The sequence below is a fragment of the Nocardia sputi genome, assembly GCF_023501985.1.
This window is the reverse complement of record NZ_JAMFLC010000009.1, coordinates 294,077-310,995: the sequence shown is the minus strand read 5'-3', so window position 1 is coordinate 310,995 and position 16,919 is coordinate 294,077. Positions and strand designations below refer to the sequence as shown.

At 67.5% G+C, this 16,919-nt stretch carries 17 protein-coding genes; 5 read left to right on the top strand and 12 right to left on the bottom strand.

From position 1 onward, the window contains the following. The first annotated feature begins 246 nt into the window (after positions 1–246). Positions 247–759 carry a UCP032817 domain-containing protein gene (locus M8859_RS15565; protein ID WP_321212432.1) on the top strand — a complete coding sequence of 171 codons (513 nt, stop codon included), beginning with the start codon at positions 247–249 and terminating at the stop codon, positions 757–759. Between the two features lie 239 nt (positions 760–998). Here M8859_RS15565 and M8859_RS15560 read toward each other — a convergent pair whose 3' ends face one another. The 7 genes from M8859_RS15560 to M8859_RS15530 all read right to left on the bottom strand — a co-directional run bounded on the left by M8859_RS15560 (position 999) and on the right by M8859_RS15530 (position 7,028). Continuing rightward, on the bottom strand, positions 999–1,235 hold the full coding sequence (locus tag M8859_RS15560; RefSeq protein ID WP_249644441.1) for an anti-sigma factor family protein: 237 nt from the start codon (positions 1,233–1,235) through the stop codon (positions 999–1,001). After that, on the bottom strand, positions 1,235–1,900 hold the full coding sequence (locus tag M8859_RS15555; protein WP_195070091.1) for an RNA polymerase sigma factor: 666 nt from the start codon (positions 1,898–1,900) through the stop codon (positions 1,235–1,237). Before M8859_RS15555 ends, M8859_RS15560 begins: the two co-directional genes overlap by 1 nt. A gap of 103 nt (positions 1,901–2,003) precedes the next feature. Next, complete coding sequence (locus M8859_RS15550) at positions 2,004–2,504, bottom strand: GNAT family N-acetyltransferase (RefSeq protein ID WP_195070090.1); 501 nt, start codon at positions 2,502–2,504, stop codon at positions 2,004–2,006. After that, positions 2,501–3,028, bottom strand: a complete 528-nt coding sequence (locus tag M8859_RS15545) for a DoxX family protein (RefSeq protein WP_249644440.1) — start codon at positions 3,026–3,028, stop codon at positions 2,501–2,503. Before M8859_RS15545 ends, M8859_RS15550 begins: the two co-directional genes overlap by 4 nt. A 188-nt stretch (positions 3,029–3,216) precedes the next feature. Beyond that, positions 3,217–4,995 (bottom strand): SDR family oxidoreductase, encoded by a 1,779-nt coding sequence (locus tag M8859_RS15540; RefSeq protein ID WP_249644439.1) that lies wholly within the window; start codon positions 4,993–4,995, stop codon positions 3,217–3,219. A gap of 30 nt (positions 4,996–5,025) precedes the next feature. Then, entirely contained in the window at positions 5,026–6,105 is a 1,080-nt protein-coding gene (locus tag M8859_RS15535) for a PDR/VanB family oxidoreductase (RefSeq protein ID WP_372492912.1), read from the bottom strand. 20 nt (positions 6,106–6,125) lie between these two features. Next, complete coding sequence (locus M8859_RS15530; RefSeq protein ID WP_159928945.1) at positions 6,126–7,028, bottom strand: metal-dependent hydrolase; 903 nt, start codon at positions 7,026–7,028, stop codon at positions 6,126–6,128. Positions 7,029–7,223: 195 nt separating this feature from the next. Here M8859_RS15530 and M8859_RS15525 point away from each other — a divergent pair, with 195 nt between their 5' ends. Next, complete coding sequence (locus M8859_RS15525) at positions 7,224–8,615, top strand: WS/DGAT/MGAT family O-acyltransferase (RefSeq protein WP_249644438.1); 1,392 nt, start codon at positions 7,224–7,226, stop codon at positions 8,613–8,615. A 55-nt stretch (positions 8,616–8,670) separates the two neighbouring features. Here the strand turns inward: M8859_RS15525 and M8859_RS15520 are convergent, their stop codons facing one another. Beyond that, a complete protein-coding gene (locus M8859_RS15520) occupies positions 8,671–9,567 on the bottom strand; it encodes an alpha/beta fold hydrolase (protein WP_195070087.1) in 897 nt (298 codons plus the stop codon). Between the two features lie 254 nt (positions 9,568–9,821). Between M8859_RS15520 and M8859_RS15515 the strand changes: the two genes are divergently transcribed. Beyond that, entirely contained in the window at positions 9,822–10,568 is a 747-nt protein-coding gene (locus M8859_RS15515; protein WP_159928952.1) for a glucose 1-dehydrogenase, read from the top strand. 2 nt (positions 10,569–10,570) lie between these two features. On the opposite strand, the gene M8859_RS15510 is transcribed toward M8859_RS15515, so the two are convergent. Further along, positions 10,571–11,572: a YdcF family protein gene (locus M8859_RS15510; protein ID WP_159928954.1), complete on the bottom strand. Its 1,002-nt coding sequence runs from the start codon at positions 11,570–11,572 to the stop codon at positions 10,571–10,573. Positions 11,573–11,768: 196 nt separating this feature from the next. On the opposite strand from M8859_RS15510, the gene M8859_RS15505 reads away from it, so the two are divergent. Beyond that, the gene (locus M8859_RS15505; protein WP_159928956.1) at positions 11,769–12,959 is read left to right on the top strand and encodes a lipase family protein; all 1,191 of its coding nucleotides are present in this window, start codon (positions 11,769–11,771) and stop codon (positions 12,957–12,959) included. 178 nt (positions 12,960–13,137) lie between these two features. Here the strand turns inward: M8859_RS15505 and mbp1 are convergent, their stop codons facing one another. Continuing rightward, entirely contained in the window at positions 13,138–13,389 is a 252-nt protein-coding gene (gene mbp1 / locus M8859_RS15500; protein WP_195070086.1) for a microaggregate-binding protein 1, read from the bottom strand. Between the two features lie 246 nt (positions 13,390–13,635). Between mbp1 and M8859_RS15495 the strand changes: the two genes are divergently transcribed. Then, positions 13,636–14,031 carry a DUF6010 family protein gene (locus M8859_RS15495; RefSeq protein ID WP_195070085.1) on the top strand — a complete coding sequence of 132 codons (396 nt, stop codon included), beginning with the start codon at positions 13,636–13,638 and terminating at the stop codon, positions 14,029–14,031. A gap of 240 nt (positions 14,032–14,271) precedes the next feature. Here the strand turns inward: M8859_RS15495 and M8859_RS15490 are convergent, their stop codons facing one another. Together M8859_RS15490 and M8859_RS15485 are read right to left on the bottom strand one after the other, a co-directional pair. Then, positions 14,272–15,735: an MDR family MFS transporter gene (locus tag M8859_RS15490; protein WP_195070084.1), complete on the bottom strand. Its 1,464-nt coding sequence runs from the start codon at positions 15,733–15,735 to the stop codon at positions 14,272–14,274. A gap of 284 nt (positions 15,736–16,019) precedes the next feature. Beyond that, positions 16,020–16,916 (bottom strand): glycosyltransferase family 2 protein, encoded by an 897-nt coding sequence (locus M8859_RS15485; RefSeq protein WP_249644437.1) that lies wholly within the window; start codon positions 16,914–16,916, stop codon positions 16,020–16,022. Positions 16,917–16,919: the final 3 nt, after the last annotated feature.

Here is a 16,919-nt window from a genome sequence, read left to right as displayed (position 1 = left end):
TCCACCGGCGGCCCAGAACGGGTCATTGGATCCCCCCTCGTTATATCCTCCGCTCCGGTACCCGCCGCGCCACGGACCGTAGGGTGGCGGCGGCGGAAACTGATTGCGCTGCGAGCGGATGATGACGACTACGACGATGATCGGAACCGCCACGAGGAGCAGCACCATCAACAGGATGAACAACAGGATGAGTGCGCTCATGTCAAAACGGTAGCGGCCGATCGGCCGCACGTACAGTGAACTGTGGTGAACTTCAGGTTCCGCAGGCCCACCGCGCACGATATCGACTTGGCGACCGTGCGCGCCGCCGTCGACGCGCTGGAACTGCCCGAGGCCGTGTACAAGACCTGCCCTTGGCAGTCAAGGGAACTGGTGGCCACGGGCCTGCGGCAATGGCTGCTCTGCTGCGGCGCTGCCATGCGCGACGACCAGGTGATCGGTATGCCGTCGCACGCGGTGGACGAGGCATGGCACGGGTTGATCCTGTGCACCAAGCGCTACGCCGATTTCTGCGCGAGAGCCTATGGTCGTTTCCTGCACCACTTCCCGGAAGGCGACGGGCCTGCCGACGAGTCGCACGGAACCATGGCGGAGCAACTCGGCCGTACGGTGGTGGCGTGGTCGTTCGTGGCCGCTCCGGATGAGGAATGCGTGCTGTGGGATCTGGACCGGCGGGTCGGTGTCGAGCACCCGTGGGGTATCGAGGCCGAGCGAGTCGTCACCATCGAGGCCGAACTCGCTCGGACCGCCGCTTCCTAGTGCCGCGTCCAGGAAGGTTGATGCTGTCACTGTCACCGGGTGGCCGGTTGCTCTCGGGCGCGTGAGCGGTGGTGGCGATGGTCTCTGCGCAGCATCAGCCGGTCGGGTTGATCGTGAAGCTGATGCAGGTGTCGGAATCGTACGTGCGACAGATGATCACGACTTCAACCCCGGTCCCACGACATCGTCGAACAGTCACGGCCTGAGTTTGCGTGCTGCGGGCGAGTTCTATGAAGCGCTCAGTAGGATTGGGAACGGAACTCTGCCAGCAGCGCTTTTTTCATTTCATTGGACAGGCCGGGCGAGGGTTGGTGGTTCAGCGCGTTGATGGTGTGGCGCAGTTGGTCGAGATAGCGGTCGCACCCGTCGCAGTACTGCAGATGGGCGAGGAACCGTCGCTCTTCGTCCTCGCTCAGGGCGCCTTCGAGAAAGTCGGTGACCCGTTCGACAAGGTCGATGCAGTGAATTGCCTCCATCAGGGCACCTTCCTGTTCATTCGCCGGTGGGTGTTCTCGGCCGAGGCGAAGTACTCCTCCAGTCGTCCTCGGACGAAAGCACGCGCACGATGCAGTAATACTCGCTCGTTGGCCGCGGAGATCTCGAGTATCTCGCGGACCTCGTGCGACCCGTAGCCGAGCACATCGCGCAGGTTGATCACCATGCGTTGTCGAGCAGGCAGTTGTTCGAGCGCCGCGGCTATCACCGCGCGCACCTCGTCGTCGAGCAAGGCCTGCTCCGGTGAGGGCCACGGCGTCGGCGGCGACCACCAGTGACCCGCGTACGGCTCTCCCTCGGGTCGAAACAACGCGGAGTCAACCGTGGGTCCGGTGTCTTTTTCCAAAGAGCTCATCGGAACACTACGAGCTTCCTGGAGACCACGGCGTTTGGCCGTGTTGACCAAGACGCGGTACACCCAAGTCTGCAACGAGGAGCGACCTTCGAATTTGTCGATGCCGCGGATGACGGCGATCCAGGTTTCCTGCACCACCTCGCAGGCCGACTCGTGGGTCGAGACGTAACTTCTCGCTACCTGGATCATCCCACCTGACCAGTTGTCCAAGACGAGCTCGAACGTGGCCGCATCACCGTTCCGCAAGCCAGCGAGCAGGACGGTTTCCTCTGTGTCGTTCCATTTCGACATCCGTGTCTCCAGGCGTGCGAGGCGAGAGGGCCGCCGGGCTTCGCTGAGTGCGGCCCGAAGTCGAAGCCGGCAATCCGGTCGTGAGAACGGATGCCCGTTCATTTCAGTCCAGGTCGAGTTCGTAGTACAGCGAAACAGGCCCTCGGCCTTTGCCTTCGTGGCAATCGAAACCGTGTTTCTCATAGACGCGGCGTGCGGCGCGGTCTTCCTCGGTGGTGGTCAGATCCATGTATGTCGCCCCGCGTTCGCGGGCGTGATCGAGAATCGCCATCAGGAACTCTGAGCCTATGCCGCGTCCACGCAGCGGCGGAATCACGTAGAACTCGGCGAGATAGGCTTCGGAATTCGCCGACCACGTACTGGTCCGGAACCGAAGTACAGCCACTGCGACCGCCGGATCACCGACGAGTAGAACACTGGTGTCTCCGCCCGCGATCAACGTCGACAGATGATCAGCCAGCCACGCCGGATCAGGGGCGGGATCGTTGTATTCCCGGTTGAAATCCACCAGCAGTTGGGCAGCGGCAGCAGCCAGGTCCTTCGCCTCGGCAGGTACCACGCGCACCAACGTGTTGCTCGGGTCGGCTACACCGGAATAGTTCATCGCTTGCCCCCCACTTTCACGGCCACACGGGAGTCCAATGACGCCGGGCCTGCTCCGGTCCAGGTCAGAGCGAGCGCGACGAGCAGCATTGCCGGCGCGAGGCCGAGGTGAAAGTAGCCGCCCTCTTGTATCCCGGCGGTGCAGATCGCGCCCACCATGGTGGCCGCGAGCCCGGCAGCGGCCAGGCGGGCACCGAGGCCGAGGACGAGCAGCGCCCCGCAGCCCAACTCGAGCAGGCCGACCAGAATGACGATCAGGGCCGAATCCGGAAAGCCCCACTCCACGAACGCGGCCGCTTCTTCCTCGTAGTAACTCGAGAACGGAAACTTCGAGGTGGAGGCGAGGACGAAGAATGCGCCGACCACGATTCGCACGATCGCGACTGTGACCGCCCAGCGTCCGGACACCCGGCTTTCCAGCATGCGAAGCGCCCAGGGCTGCTCGGCATCGCCGCCGCCGCGTGGGCCGGAGCCCGCCGCCGCGGTGGCTGCTTCTGCGGACGTGGGCAACGGGGGGTCGTACATGGAGTCTCCTTCCAAGCGGATAGCTTCAGAAGGCTCAGTGTCAGCACAGCCGGCAACCGTTACATCGACCTCCGACGAACACATCCGGCCTCCGAGCCACCGGCACCACCTTCAGCAGCAGGATCCCCGATCAACACGCCAGGCCGACACGACACACGGTTACCGCAGCGACCTATCCGGACGCGGCACTAGGTCAGCTTCACCCGCGCCGCCAGGAACCGGACGACGGCGGGCGCGAGCCGACCGAAGTGGTACTGCAGGTGTGCCTCCGGCGTCACCGGCACGATGCTGCGATTCCGCTGTAGGGCGCGCACGATCTGCTCGGCCACCTTCTCCGGGCCGTAACGCCGCATCCGATAGAGGTTGTCGTAGCGCTCCTGTTTGCGCTTCTCCTCCTCCGCGCTGACGCCCGAGAACCGGGTGCGCGCCACGATATCGGTGTGCACGATGCCCGGGCAGATGGTGTGCACCGAGATCCCGCGAGCCGCCAATTCGGCGCGTACGCAGTCGGAGAACATGAACACCGCCGACTTGCTGGTGGAATACGCGCTGAATCCCTGCTGCGGACTGTAGGCCGCCATGCTGGAGAGGTTCACGATGTGCCCGCCTAGGCCCCGCTCGGCCATGGCGGGCCCGAAGGCACGGCAGCCGTTCACCACACCGCCGAGGTTGATCCGCAGCACCCGGTCGAAGTCGGCCGCCGAGGTCTCGAAGAATGCACCGGCTTGTCCGATCCCGGCGTTGTTGATCAGGATGTCGGGGACGCCGTGGTTCTCCAGCACCGTCGCGGCGTGCGCCCGCATCTCGTCTTCGTCGGCGACGTCGAGTGGGTAGGCATGCACCACACCGTGTTCGGCGGCGATCAGCTCGGCGGTCTCCTTCGCCGCCGCCGGATCGATGTCGGAGACCACGATCTCCGCGCCGCGACGGGCCAAGGCAAGCGCGGTCGCACGGCCGATGCCGCTGCCGCCACCGGTGATGACCACCAGCTGATCTTCGAACGACCGTGCGGTGCGGCCCGCTTCGGCGCGGCGCAAGGTCCGGGGCGCTGCCGCGCCGCCCAGCGTGTCGATCAGCTCCGTGGTCGCGGTGGCCAGCAGCTCCGGATGCGAGAACGGCATCCAGTGCCCGGCGGGTACGTCTCGCCGCCAGAGCCGCTCGGTCCACTTGTGTTCGTCGTCGAATCCCGCGGGACGTACGGCGATGTCGCGCCCGGCGACGATCAGCTGCACCGGCACCTCGGTGTGCCGTTCGCGTGGGGCGAGCACGCGCCGCACGATGTTCGCGCGGTAGATCAGCAGGCCGTCGACGAGGTCGGCGCGGAAGGTGGGACCGAGACGCACGTTCGACGGCGCGGTCTCGTTCATGATCGAGACGACTCGCCGCCAAACGTTTTCGGTGCCCAGCAGGCCGAAGGCGGCGCGCGGCAGCCCGGGTGTCATGAAGAAGAAGGTGTAGGCCGACGACAGCAGTTGAGTGAACGGCTGCCACACGTTGCGCGGCGTCGGACGCGACAGCCGATGGCGGATCCATTTGCCGACGTGGTCGAGGTTCGGCCCCGACACCGAGGTGAACGACGCGACCCGGGTGGCCGCACGAGGCTCGCACACCGCTTCCCACACCTGCACCGAACCCCAGTCGTGGGCGAGCACGTGCACCGGGCGGTCCGGGCTCACCGCGTCGGCGACGGCGTAGAAGTCCGCGGCGAGGCGATCGAGCCGGAAGTCGGCCGTGCGCCGGGTGCGGGTGGAGCGCCCATGCCCGCGGGTGTCGTAGGCGACGACGTGGAAGCGGCGGGCCAGCAGCGGCACGACCGCGTCCCAGAGGTGATGGGTGTCCGGCCAGCCGTGCACCAGCACGATGGTTTCCGCGGACGGGTCGCCGTACTCGTATACGGCGATATCGAATTCGCCGCTGCGCACGGTTCGTTCGGTAGCCGCGAGCGCTGAGGTTTCGGTGGTGGTCATCGGGATTCTCCTTGGCAGCGGAAGGTCGGGTCACAGATCGAGCACGAGGCGCCCGCCCTGGGCGCGCGAGACGCAGACGAGCATCTCGCCCGCCTCGTGTTCGGCGTCGGTGAGCACGCTGTCGCGGTGGTCGGGTTCGCCTGCCAGCACGCGGACCTTGCAGGTGCGGCAGAAGCCCTGCCTGCACGAGTACGCACGGTCGGGCCGGGACGCGAGGATGACGTCGAGCGCGGTGCGATCCGCGCCGACTTCGACGACCTCCCCCGTGGAGGAGAATTGGATCTCGAACGGCTCGCCGTCCACGATCGGCGGCGGCGAGAACCGCTCGGAGTGCAGTTCCACGTACGGCGTCGCGCGCACGGCCTCGGCGATGACGGTGACCATCGGCGCGGGGCCGCAGCAGTAAACCGCGGTGTCGGGCTCGACGGCGGGCAGCAGCGCGCCTGCGTCCGGAAGCCCGTGCTCGTCGTCGGTGCGCACGACGACGCGGCCGCCGAAGCCCGCGAGCTCGTCCAGGAACGGCAAAGCGTCCCGGCTGCGCCCGGTGTACACCATCGACCACTCGACCCCGAGCCGGTGCGCCAGCCTGGCCATGGGCAGGATCGGCGTGATCCCGATGCCGCCCGCGACGAAGTGCAGGCGGGAAGCGGCGGATCCGTAGCCCGGCACGGCGAACGGGAACGCGTTGCGCGGGCCGCGCACCACGATCGGCGACCCCACCGGGAGGTGGTCGTGCACTTCTACCGAACCACCGTCGCCATTGGGGATGCGCCGCACCGCCACCCGGTAGGCGCGCACGTCCGCGGGATCGCCGCACAACGAGTACTGCCGCAGGCGGCCGGAAGGCAGCTCGAGGTCGAGGTGGGCGCCGGGCCGCCAGGGCGGCAGCGCGCGCCCGTCGGCGGCGGCCAGCCGCAGGCTCACCACGTCCTGATCGTGCGCCTCGATCCGCCGCTCGGTGACCACCAGCGCGAGCCGCCGGTCGTCCACTCTCGGACGCGGATACCGCCGGTTGACCAGGGTGGTCCAGCGCAGTCGCGCCGAGGCCACCGCGTCGAGCACCCGCACGGTGCGATCGCGATCGCGCTTGCCGAACAGGTCCGCGGGCAGCCGACCGGGAACGGGCGGCCTCACGAGGCGATCGCCTGCGCCGCCGGAGATTTGGCCAGATATGCCACCGCCTGCGCGGTGGACCCCACCGTCTCCGGGTCGTATCCGGGCTTGAACGTGCTCACCGCACTCCACAGCAGCGAGGGGACGCCGGGCAACGCGCCGCGCCACATCGCGCCCAGGACCCGCGCCAGCAGCCGGGGATAACCCAGGTCGGGCAGTTCGTGGTCCTGGTGCACCATGAACTTGGCGCCGCGCACCACCAAGGTCAGGAAGATCGGGAATACCAGCAGCATCAATCCCGCGCGCCGCAGGTATCCGGCGCCGAAGTACACCGCCACGTCGTGTGCGACGTGCCGGTGCTCGACCTCCTCCGCACCGTGCCACCGGAACAGATCCGCCATCCGCGGGTCGGCGCCGAATCGCTCCAGATCCGCGTTGAGTATCCAGTCGCCCAGGTAGGCGAAGAAGTGCTCCAGGCACGCGATGAAGGCCAGCCGCTCGATCATCACCTGCCGTTCGGCGACGCCGCCGATCTCCCTCGGCCCGAGCGTCCGGCGGAACAGGTACTCGGCCTGACGCAGATAGGGCTGCGGATCGATGCCGTGCACGGCGAGCACCTCGTGCAGCACCTTGTCGTGCGTCTCGGCATGCATCGATTCCTGGCCGATGAATCCGAGCATCGCCTCACGCAGCTTCTCGTCCCGCACGTACGGCAGCGCCTCCGTGTACGTGGCGCAGAACATGCGCTCACCCTCGGGCAGCAGCAGGTTCAGCGCGTTGATCAGGTGCGAGGCGATGGGCTCGGCGGGCATCCAGCGCAGCGGCGTGCCCGCCCAATCGAATCGCACGTTGCGGGCGTGCAGCGCCACCGCGCCGGGGTCGGTCTCGGGCCGTCGGCCTGCCCTGCGAAGTAACTGCATCGGTACTCCTCGATCCTCACGCGTCGCACCCTCGCGCGATTCCTACGTGTCCGTAGCAAGGATCATACACATATATAGAACTTTCAGTAACACACAAATCGGTCGCAGCCCGCTGTACGGTGACACGACTCGCGACAGTGGCCACACCGGCCGTTTCCGGCACAAAACTAGAACGTGTTCTAGTAGTCTTTGGCTATGGAACGATTGACCGGATTGGATGCCAGCTTTCTCTACTTGGAAACCGGGACCCAGCACCTGCACGTCTGCGCGCTGCTGATCCTCGACCCGTCGTCGGGTGACTACTCGTTCGAGAAATTCAAAGCCGAACTAGCCCGGCGACTACCGCTCATTCCGCAGATGCGCCGCCGCGTGTACGAGGTGCCGCTGAACCTCGACCATCCCGTCTGGGTGGAGGACGAGAACTTCGATCTCGACTACCACGTCCGCCGGATCGCTATCGCGGCGCCGGCCGGGCGCCGCGAACTCGCCGAACTCGTCGGCGACATCGCCGGCCGTCCCATGGATCGCGACCGCGCGCTCTGGGAGATGTCCGTGGTGGAGGGTCTCGACGATGGAAAGGTGGCGGTGATCTGCAAATACCACCACGCCGCCGTCGACGGGATCACCGGCGCCAACCTGATGATGCACCTGTGCGATCCGGAGCCGGGAGTCACGAAGACCGTGCCCGACGACGAGTGGCGGCCCGAACACAAACCCAGCGACTGGCAACTGCTGGCCGAAGCGGTGGTGAAGTTCCCGACCAGAGCGGGCATCGTCGGCATGCTGCCGAAGACGGTCGGCGTGGTCGCCGGATTCGCGCAGCGCCGCCGCGAGAACAAGGCGGGCATGGCGATACCGTTCTCCGCTCCCCGCACGCCGTTCAATCTCGCCATCACGCCGCACCGCGCGGTCGCGTTCACCGACGCCGAACTGGACGCCATCAAGGAGATCCGCTCCGCGTTCGGCGTCAAGGTGAACGACGTGGTGCTCACCGTGGTCGCCGGCGCGTTGCGCGCCTATCTGGCGGAGCGCGACGAGTTGCCCGACCGCTCGCTCATCGCGTCGGTTCCGGTGTCGGTACACGAGTCGACCCGGCACACGGCGGGGGTGAACAAGGTGTCCACGCTTTTCGCGCGGCTCGGCACCGACGTCGCCGACCCGGTGGAACGCCTGCGTGAGGTGGCAGAGAACAATCGGGGCGCCAAGGAAGAGCACGAAGCGATGGGTGCGGACTTCCTGCAGGATTGGTCGAAGTACGCCCCGCCGAACACCTTCCGGCTCGCGGCACGGATGTACTCCTCACTCAAGCTGGCCGAGATGCACCCGGTGGTACACAACCTCGTGGTGTCCAATGTGCCCGGCCCGCCGATGCCGCTGTACTTCCTCGGTGTCCGGGTCGACGGGATGTACCCGTTCGGGCCGGTGTTCCACGGAGCGGGCCTGACAGTGACCGTGCTGTCGAACAACGACAAGCTCAATTTCGGCTTCATCGCCTGCAAGGAACTCGTGCCCGACATCGCCGCGCTCGCCGACGCCGTCTCGGGCGTGGTCGACGAATTGCTTTCCGCGGCGCGGAAATCCGGCTGAGTGCCGCCACCCTGTTCGCCACCGCCGCCGGACAGGGCCGCCCCAGCCGGGCGATTCAGATCTTCGCGGCGACGGTCTCGCAGGCTTCGAGCAGCACGGGCACGAACCGGTCGGCCTCGAGCACGCACGACGCGTGCCCGGCCGCGACCAGGTGCATACTCGCCCCCGGGATCATGGTCGCCATCTCCACTTGCCGATAGACGGGAACAGCCCGGTCCCGGGTGGTGACCACCACGGCCGTCGGCATCGTCAATTCCCGCAGCCACGCGGTCGCGTCGAAGCGCCCCACCACGGCGAGAACCTGGGTGAGCGCCCATCCGCTGGTGCTGCGGAACTCGCCGAGTGCCCAGCGGTTCAGTCGCCCAGGCGTCCATGTGATCTCCGGAAGCTCGGGCAGACCGCCCGCGAGCTTCTCGGCACGGCGGTAGGAATACGGCTGCACCGCGGCGGCGAGAGCGCCGAACGTTCGGTGGAAAGCGTGCTCGCGCCATTTCTCCCGGAACCGATAGGGCGTCGCGCAGAGCACCAGACCGCTCACTCGCTCCGGATGGCGGCGTCCGGCCAACAGGCTCACGATTCCCCCCAGCGAGAACCCCGCGCACATGGCCCGCTCGACGTGCAGCGCGTCGAGCACGGCCGCCACGTCGTCGGCGCAGTCCTCCAGGGTGAACCGCTCGGAGCGGATGCCACGGCCGTGCCACCGCTGGTCGAACAGGATCACGCGGTACCGCCGCGCCAGCGCCGCCAGCGACGGGAACCAGGTGAGGTACGCGGTGCAGGCGGTGGCGTGCAGGAGCACCAGCGCGGGTGCGTTCGGCGGGCCGGGGATGTCGACCACGTAGGTCCGGCCCCGGCCCGCCAGCTCGATCAGGCGGCCGCCGGGCACCTCGGCGATATCCGGCACCCGGAAACGTCCGCCGAACCGCGTCACACTTCGGCCGATGTCCGTCATGGCGCACCTCCCAGGTGGTCACACGGAGGACAATAATTAGAACACGTTCTATACGATCATGACACATGCCGCGAACCAGAGGGCGCAGACGCCGGTCGGGTACGGCAACGCATCATGAAACTATCCGCCGCCACAGGATGACATGGGCACTTACGCCCCGTCGCGAGCCTGCGCTACTGTCGCGAACGCGCCGACACAGGGGTGCACTTCTGTAACGTGTTGCAGGCAAGGTTCGAGAGACGGAGGTACCCCGCATGGGGCGGTTGACCGGCAAGGTGGCGTTGATCAGCGGCGGAGCGCGCGGCATGGGCGCGGCGCACGCCAGGGCGCTGATCGCCGAGGACGCGCGAGTCGTGCTGGGCGACGTGCTCGACGACGAGGGCGCCGCGGTCGCCGCGGAACTCGGCGACAACGCCGCCTACGTCCACCTCGATGTGCGCGAGCCGGACGACTGGCGCAAAGCCGTCGGCGAGGCGGTCGGGCGGTTCGGGTCGCTGAGCGTCCTGGTGAACAACGCAGGCATCGTGAACGGCAACCTGCTCGTCGCGTTCGAGCTGGCCGAATGGCAGCGCATCATCGACATCAACCTGACCGGCACGTTCCTCGGCATGCAGGCCGCCACGCCCGCCATGATCGAGGCGGGCGGCGGCTCGATCATCAACATCTCCTCCGTCGAGGGCATGCGCGGCAGCCCGGGCCTGCACGGCTACACGGCCACCAAATTCGCCGTGCGCGGGCTGACCAAGTCCACCGCGCTCGAGCTGGCGCAGTACAAGATCCGGGTGAATTCCGTGCACCCCGGCCTGATCCGGACCCCGATGACGGAGAACATCCCCGAGGACTTCCTGCAGATCCCGCTCGGCCGCGCCGCCGACCCGGCCGAGGTCTCCGCCCTGGTGACGTTCCTGGCCAGCGACGAATCGTCGTACTCCACCGGAGCGGAGTTCGTCATCGACGGCGGCCTGACCGTGGGCGTTCCGCACAAGAGCTTCGGCGGCTGAGTTCAGCCCCGGGTGGCGAGCAGGGCGAGCGCCGGAAGCGAAACCAGGGCAACACCCGCTACCACGTTGGTCCATTTGTAGGCCACCAACAGCGCGGCGAACTCGCGCAGGAACGCGCTCGGCAGGTAGTAGAAAGCGGTCTCGGCACCCGTCACCTCGGCATCGAGGTCCAGGCGGCGTGCCAGGATCGCCGTGCGCAGGATGTGGAAGTTGCTTGTCACCAACACCATTCGCGCGGCCGCGCCGCGTTCGCCGAGCAGCCGCTTGGTGAAGAGCAGGTTCTCCTCGGTGGTGCCCGACCGATCCTCCAGCACCACCTGGTATTCCGGCACGCCGTGGTCGATCAGGTACTCCGCCATCGCCGACGCCTCGGAGACCTCCTCGTCGGATCCTCTACCTCCGCTGACGATCAGCAGCGGGGCGCGCCCCCGCTCTGCCTCGCCGCCGTAGACCTCGAGCGCCCGATCCAGGCGCGCGGCCAACAGCGGCGGCACGTCGCCCTCGACCAACCCGGCGCCGTGCACGACGATCGCCTCCATCCCGCGGCGATAGGGCAGCAGGCCGTAGCAGAGCGTGTACAGCAGAAACGCCGCGAACAGGAACCCGATGTAGCCGATCGCGGTAGTCAGCGAGGCCAGCAGGACCACGAACCAGAAGTTCTCGGTCGAGAGGGCGAGAGCCAGTACGACATACGGCGCCAAGAGCGCGATGCCGAGCCCGAACGGCAGCAGGTTCGGGATACGCCACCCCTCACGGCGCACCAATTGCGCGCCGTTGGCGATCAACAGCCCGGCGAGCACCAGCACCAACAGCGGCGACAAGAGCACGAGCAGTGGCGCGAGCACCACCGGAAGATCGTCGTCGGCAAGCCGGTCGACCGCCCATGCGCCGACGAACGCCGTCCCGAGTAGCAGATACACACCGTGCCCCAGCCGCCTGCGGTCCCTGCAGAATCGCACCGCGAACACACCGAGCAGGACCACGCCGACGACCAGCAGAAGCACCGGGCCACGGTAGCCGACGAGCGAGCAGAGCGCCCCGCCGTCCCTGAGCGGCGCGGCTACCTCGGCTTTTTCCGATCGTCCCCTAGAGTGTCCAGGTCCGGACATCGGTCGCAGCGACCGGTCTTCGGAGCATAAGACTTCAGCACACCAGCGTTACGAAACAGCACGTCGTGATGAATGGGAGTCGCCGAAAGCCATGCTTCGATTGGTCATCGCCACCGCCGCGGCCGCGCTCTGTGCGATCACACCGCAGGCCACAGCTCAACCGATCTATCCCGCACCTGATCCCGATCCGTTCTACGCCACTCCGGCCGGCTTGGACCGCGCCGCACCCGGCGACGTCCTCGCGGTACGGACGATGCCCGGCCTACTCGCCTTCCCCGGCGCGACGGTCACGATGATCAAGTTCCGCTCGACCAACTCCGCGGGCGAGCCGATCGCGGCCACCACCACCGTGCTGACCCCGCCGAATCCCGCCCCCGGTGGGCCGCTGCTGTCCTATCAGCACATCATCAACGGACTCGGCACCCGGTGCGCGGTGTCCCGCGTGCTCTACACCAGCGACCCGAGTCTGGAGGTGCGGGAAGCGCCCGCCCTCAACGCTCTGCTGCTGCGCGGCTGGTCCGTCGCTCTCCCCGACCATCTCGGGCCGACCAGCGCCTACGGCGCGGCGAAACTCGGCGGCATGATCACCCTGGACGGCATCCGCGCCGCACGGCGGGTCGCCGAACTCGGATTGGCCGACAGCCCGGTCGCCATGCTCGGCTACTCCGGCGGAGGCATGGCGAGCGCGTGGGCGGCGGCGCTCGCGCCGACCTACGCGCCGGAACTGCCGCTCGTCGGCGTCGCCGCGGGCGGGGTGCCGACGAACCTGGTCAAGATGATCGAGGGCATCGGCTACGCGCCGCACGCGGCGTTCGGGCTCGCCTTCGCGGCCGCCATCGGATTGGAGCGGGAGTACCCGGCGCGATTGCCGGTGAGCGAACACCTGAACTCGGTCGGATTGTCGGTCCGGGACCGGATCGCCGACAGTTGCACCAACGAGATCCTGCTGGTCGGCGCCGGTCGCGCCATCGTGGACGTCGCGGCATCGAACTCGCTCGCCAGCGATCAGCGCGCGCGCGGCGTGCTCGAGGAGAACAGTCTGGAACTCTCCGCCGATATCCCGGCCATGCCGGTATTCCAGTGGCGCGCACAGCACGACGCGCTGATTCCGGTGGAGTCGGTCGACCACACGCTCCGGCGCTACTGTGAGGCGGGCGTGCAAGCCCAATACGAGAAGTTCCTCAGCCCAGACCATTTGTCCGCCGCGGTGCTCGGGATGCCGTCGGCTCTGGCCTGGCTGGAAGCGCGCTTCAAGGGTGTGCCCGCACCTAGCAACTGCTGAGCGAGCGCGCTTCGTCGTCGCGATGAGCGGATCTCACCTTGTGCTCGGCACCGGGTGCGCGCCGCTGACCGCGAGCTCTTCCTCCGCGGAGTGGTCGGCGGCCCGGTCGGCGACGATTCGTCGCCGACCGGGAAGGGGGCGTTGCGCCCCACCGCCGCATCGAATTCCGCACCGGGAACTAGACGTCCTTCCCGCTCTCGTACGCGTTCTGGCGCGCCTCATCGAGATCCGCTTCCGCCCGGGCCTTTTCGGCCTCGGCTTCCTTGCGCGCCGCCTCCCGCTGGGATTCGGCCTTGTCCTGCTGCGCGCGACCCTCTTTCTTCAGGTCCTGGTCACCGGTGATGACGCCGGCGGCTTCCTTCGCCTTCCCCTTGACGTCCTCGACGACACCCTCGACAGCTTCTCGCGGTCCGGTCTGATGGTCCGGCATCGCATACCTCCCATTCACTAGTCGGCTGACATCCGCCGCATACCCGCCCATGCCGCCCTCAATCGGCCTGTGACCGCGACCACCGGTCGTCTTCGTACTCCCGGACACCCCTTTCGGAACCCGAGAAGAACCACTGGTGGTGGCGAATTCCCGGTGGAACCTGGCATGAATGTCTCTGGGAGGCCATCGATCGGCTGGATAGGTTCGAATCCCGAAGGGGCTGTCACACAAGGAGATCAGCGAAAGATGATGTATGTCGCGCCGGTGCTGATTGGCGTCCTCTACGCGCTGGCGATGTCGGCCATCCCCGAGCCCCAGCGCCGCCGTTTCAATGCCGTCATGGTCGCGGGCGCGGGCGCCGCTTACCTCAGCGGCGGTGGATTCGGCGGCTGGGAATTCGCTTTCACCGCCGTCGTCACGTATTGCGCCTACCGCGGATTGGAGTCCTGGACCTTCATCGGGATCGCGTGGCTCGTGCACACCGCTTGGGATCTACTGCACCACTTCGAGGGCAACCCCATCATCCCGTTCGCCCACGACTCGTCCCTCGGCTGCGCCATCTGCGACCCTGTCATCGCCGTGTGGTGCCTTTACGGCGGACGCTCGCTCTTCTCTTTCCGTGGCCGGCCCGCGACGGCGTGAGCGTGGTCACCACCTCGCGCGTCGAAGCGATCGCCTCCGCGGAGGTCTACCGACCGGCACCGTCCCTCCCGAACATGCGAACGAAGTCACCGCGCACGATTGCCGCCTACGCGAAACGCTCGGCTGGAAAGACCAGCCGAGCGCTCAGCCGAGTTCCTGGCGGAAGCCAGTCGAACGGCGTTGTGGCAACGACCCCGGAATCCGCGCGATGCGGCCGGGCTCGGTGGTGCCGAACCTTGTTCAGCCCTTGACCAGCTCGGGCGTCGCGGTCTCCGGTTCCTCGGCTTCCACGGGGGCGGCGGCCCGGCTCGGCAACAGCACCGCCATGACGATCACGATCAGCGCCAAGGCGGCGGAGACGAGGAAGGCCAAACGCATGCCGTCGAGCTGGGCGGTGACGGCGTCGACGCCATCGGCAACCAGCGTGGTGCTGCGCGCCGACATCACCGTCACCACCAGGGCGGTGCCGAAAGCCGCGGCGACCTGCTGCAAGGTGCCCAGCATGGAGCTGCCGTGCGAGTACAGGTGCTGCGGCAGAGCGCCGAGACCGAGGGTGAAGACCGGGGTGAAGGCCGCGGCCAGCGACACCATGAGCAGGATGTGCAGGGCCAGCAGCTGCCAGTACGGCATGGTCATCGAGATCTGCGTGAAGCCCGCCAGCGAGGCGGCGATGCCGACCGAACCGGGAATCACCAGCGAACGTCCGCCGAACCGGTCGAACAGGCGACCGACCGTCGGGCCGAGCAGACCCATCGCCAACCCGCCCGGCATCACCAGCAAACCGGTGGCCAACGGGCTCAGGCCACGCAGGTTCTGCAGGTACAACGGCAGCAGGATCATCGAGCCGAGCATCGCCATGAACGCGACCGACATCAGCACCAGCGCCTTGGTGTAGGTGCCCGACAGCAGGACCCGCAGGTCCAGCAGCGGAGTGCCGGTGCGCTGCAGGCGCAACTGACGCCACACGAACGCGGCGATGAGCGCCGAGCCCGCGGCGACGATCAGCGCCGGGGTGGTGAGGTGGCCGCTCTCGAACCGGCTGAGCCCGAACACCAGCCCACCGAAGCCGAGCGCGGCCAGTGCCACGCCGATCGGGTCGATCTGCCCGGCCTGCGGTTCACCGACGTTCTCCAGCTGGCGCAGACCCAGCCAGGTGATCACGCCCGCGATCGGCAGCACCAGCACGAAAAGCCAACGCCACGAACCGATCTGCAGCACCGCTCCGGAGATCACCGGCCCCATGGCCGGCGCCACCGAAATGGCCAAGGTGACATTGCCCATCACCCTGCCGCGATCGTGCTCGGGCACCACCGTCATCAGTGTGGTCATCAGTAGCGGCATCATCACCGCGGTGCCGAAGGCTTGGATGATCCGGCCGAGCAGCAGCACCGCGAACGACGGCGCGACGGCCGACAGCGCGGTACCTGCCAGGAAGACGGCCATCGCCGCGGCGTAAGCCTGACGAGTGGTCACACGCTGCAGGAACCAGCCGGTGGTCGGGATGACCGCCGCCATCGTCAGCATGAACGCCGTCGACACCCATTGCGCCGCCCGGTCGGTGATCGAGAGGTCTCCCATCAGCCGCGGGATCGCGTTGATCATGATGGTCTCGTTCAGAATCACCACGAACGTCGCGAGCACCAACACCCGGATGACAATCGGTGTCCGTCCTCCCGAGACTGGAGCGGATGGTTCGGCGGACATCGGATACCTCCGGAAACGTTGGCGGTTGCTGGAATACGTGGCCCGTCGCCGAGTCACCGAATCGCGTCCCGGCGCCACAGTGGTCGAGACGGCTTCAGCTGCTCGAACTCATCGGGCGCGGGTCAGTATTCCGGCCGGCACCGACACAAACCACCGAATTCTCCCGCCGATGCCCTGCGCGTCCGCATCGGAACAGCTGGTCAACAGGGGTTCCCCCGAGCTGCCGCAATCAACAGTGAGGCTGGTCACAACCCCTCCGGGCACCGATGCGGTGGTCGTACCCGTCAGCCCACGTAACGGCGGGCGACGGAACGGCGCTGGGATTCTTCCAGCAAGACCAGGCCCTCCTCCACGCGCGGCGGCAGAACTTCTCGTTCGCGGAGCACCCAGGGCAGTCCACACACCGCCTCGAGGACGGCCGCGGCCGTCGTCAGGTCTGCCGGGGCCGAGTCGAGCACCACGGCGGTCCGCCGGGCGGCGCTTCGCACCGGGCGGCGCAGCCACAACGTCCACAGGGTGTTCCGGATACCGAGCCGCCGGCGAAGGGTCGAATCACGTGCGGGTGAGGGCTCGTGATGGATCAGCATGTCCTCGATCCAGCACATCCACCAGCCGTGCGCCGCGAGGTCGAGTGCGAGCAGTTCCTCCTCGCCGCCAAACCACAACCGCGGGGAGAAGCCGCCGACTTGTTCGAACGCACTGACCCGGAAGGCGGACAGCGCCGCCATCACACCGAGCAGAGCGGGCCCCGGCAGCCAGTCGGGCCCACAGATCGGTGAATCGCGCAGTTCGGGGGTGATCGGGTCCTCGTGCAGGTCGGGCGCGACCAGGCATCGTCCGGTCACCGAAGCCAGGCCGGAATACTGGTCGAGCAGGTCGGCGGCGCGGGTCAAGGCGCCCGGCTGCCATCGGGTGTCGTCGTCGCAGAAGGCCACATACGGCGTGACCACCCGCTCGACCGCGATGTTCCTGGCCACCGCACCCAGGTTCTCCGGCGAGCGGATGAGGTCGACGGCGGGGAAGGTCGCGGCGACCGCGTCGGCCGTGCCGTCCGTCGACCCGTTGTCCACGAGGATGATCGGCGCCGCGTCGGGGAGCGCGGTCATGTGCGCGAGCGTTTCCAACAGTTGATCGCGCCGGTCGCGAGTGATGACGACGACCGTCATTCGTTCCGTGGCCATCCG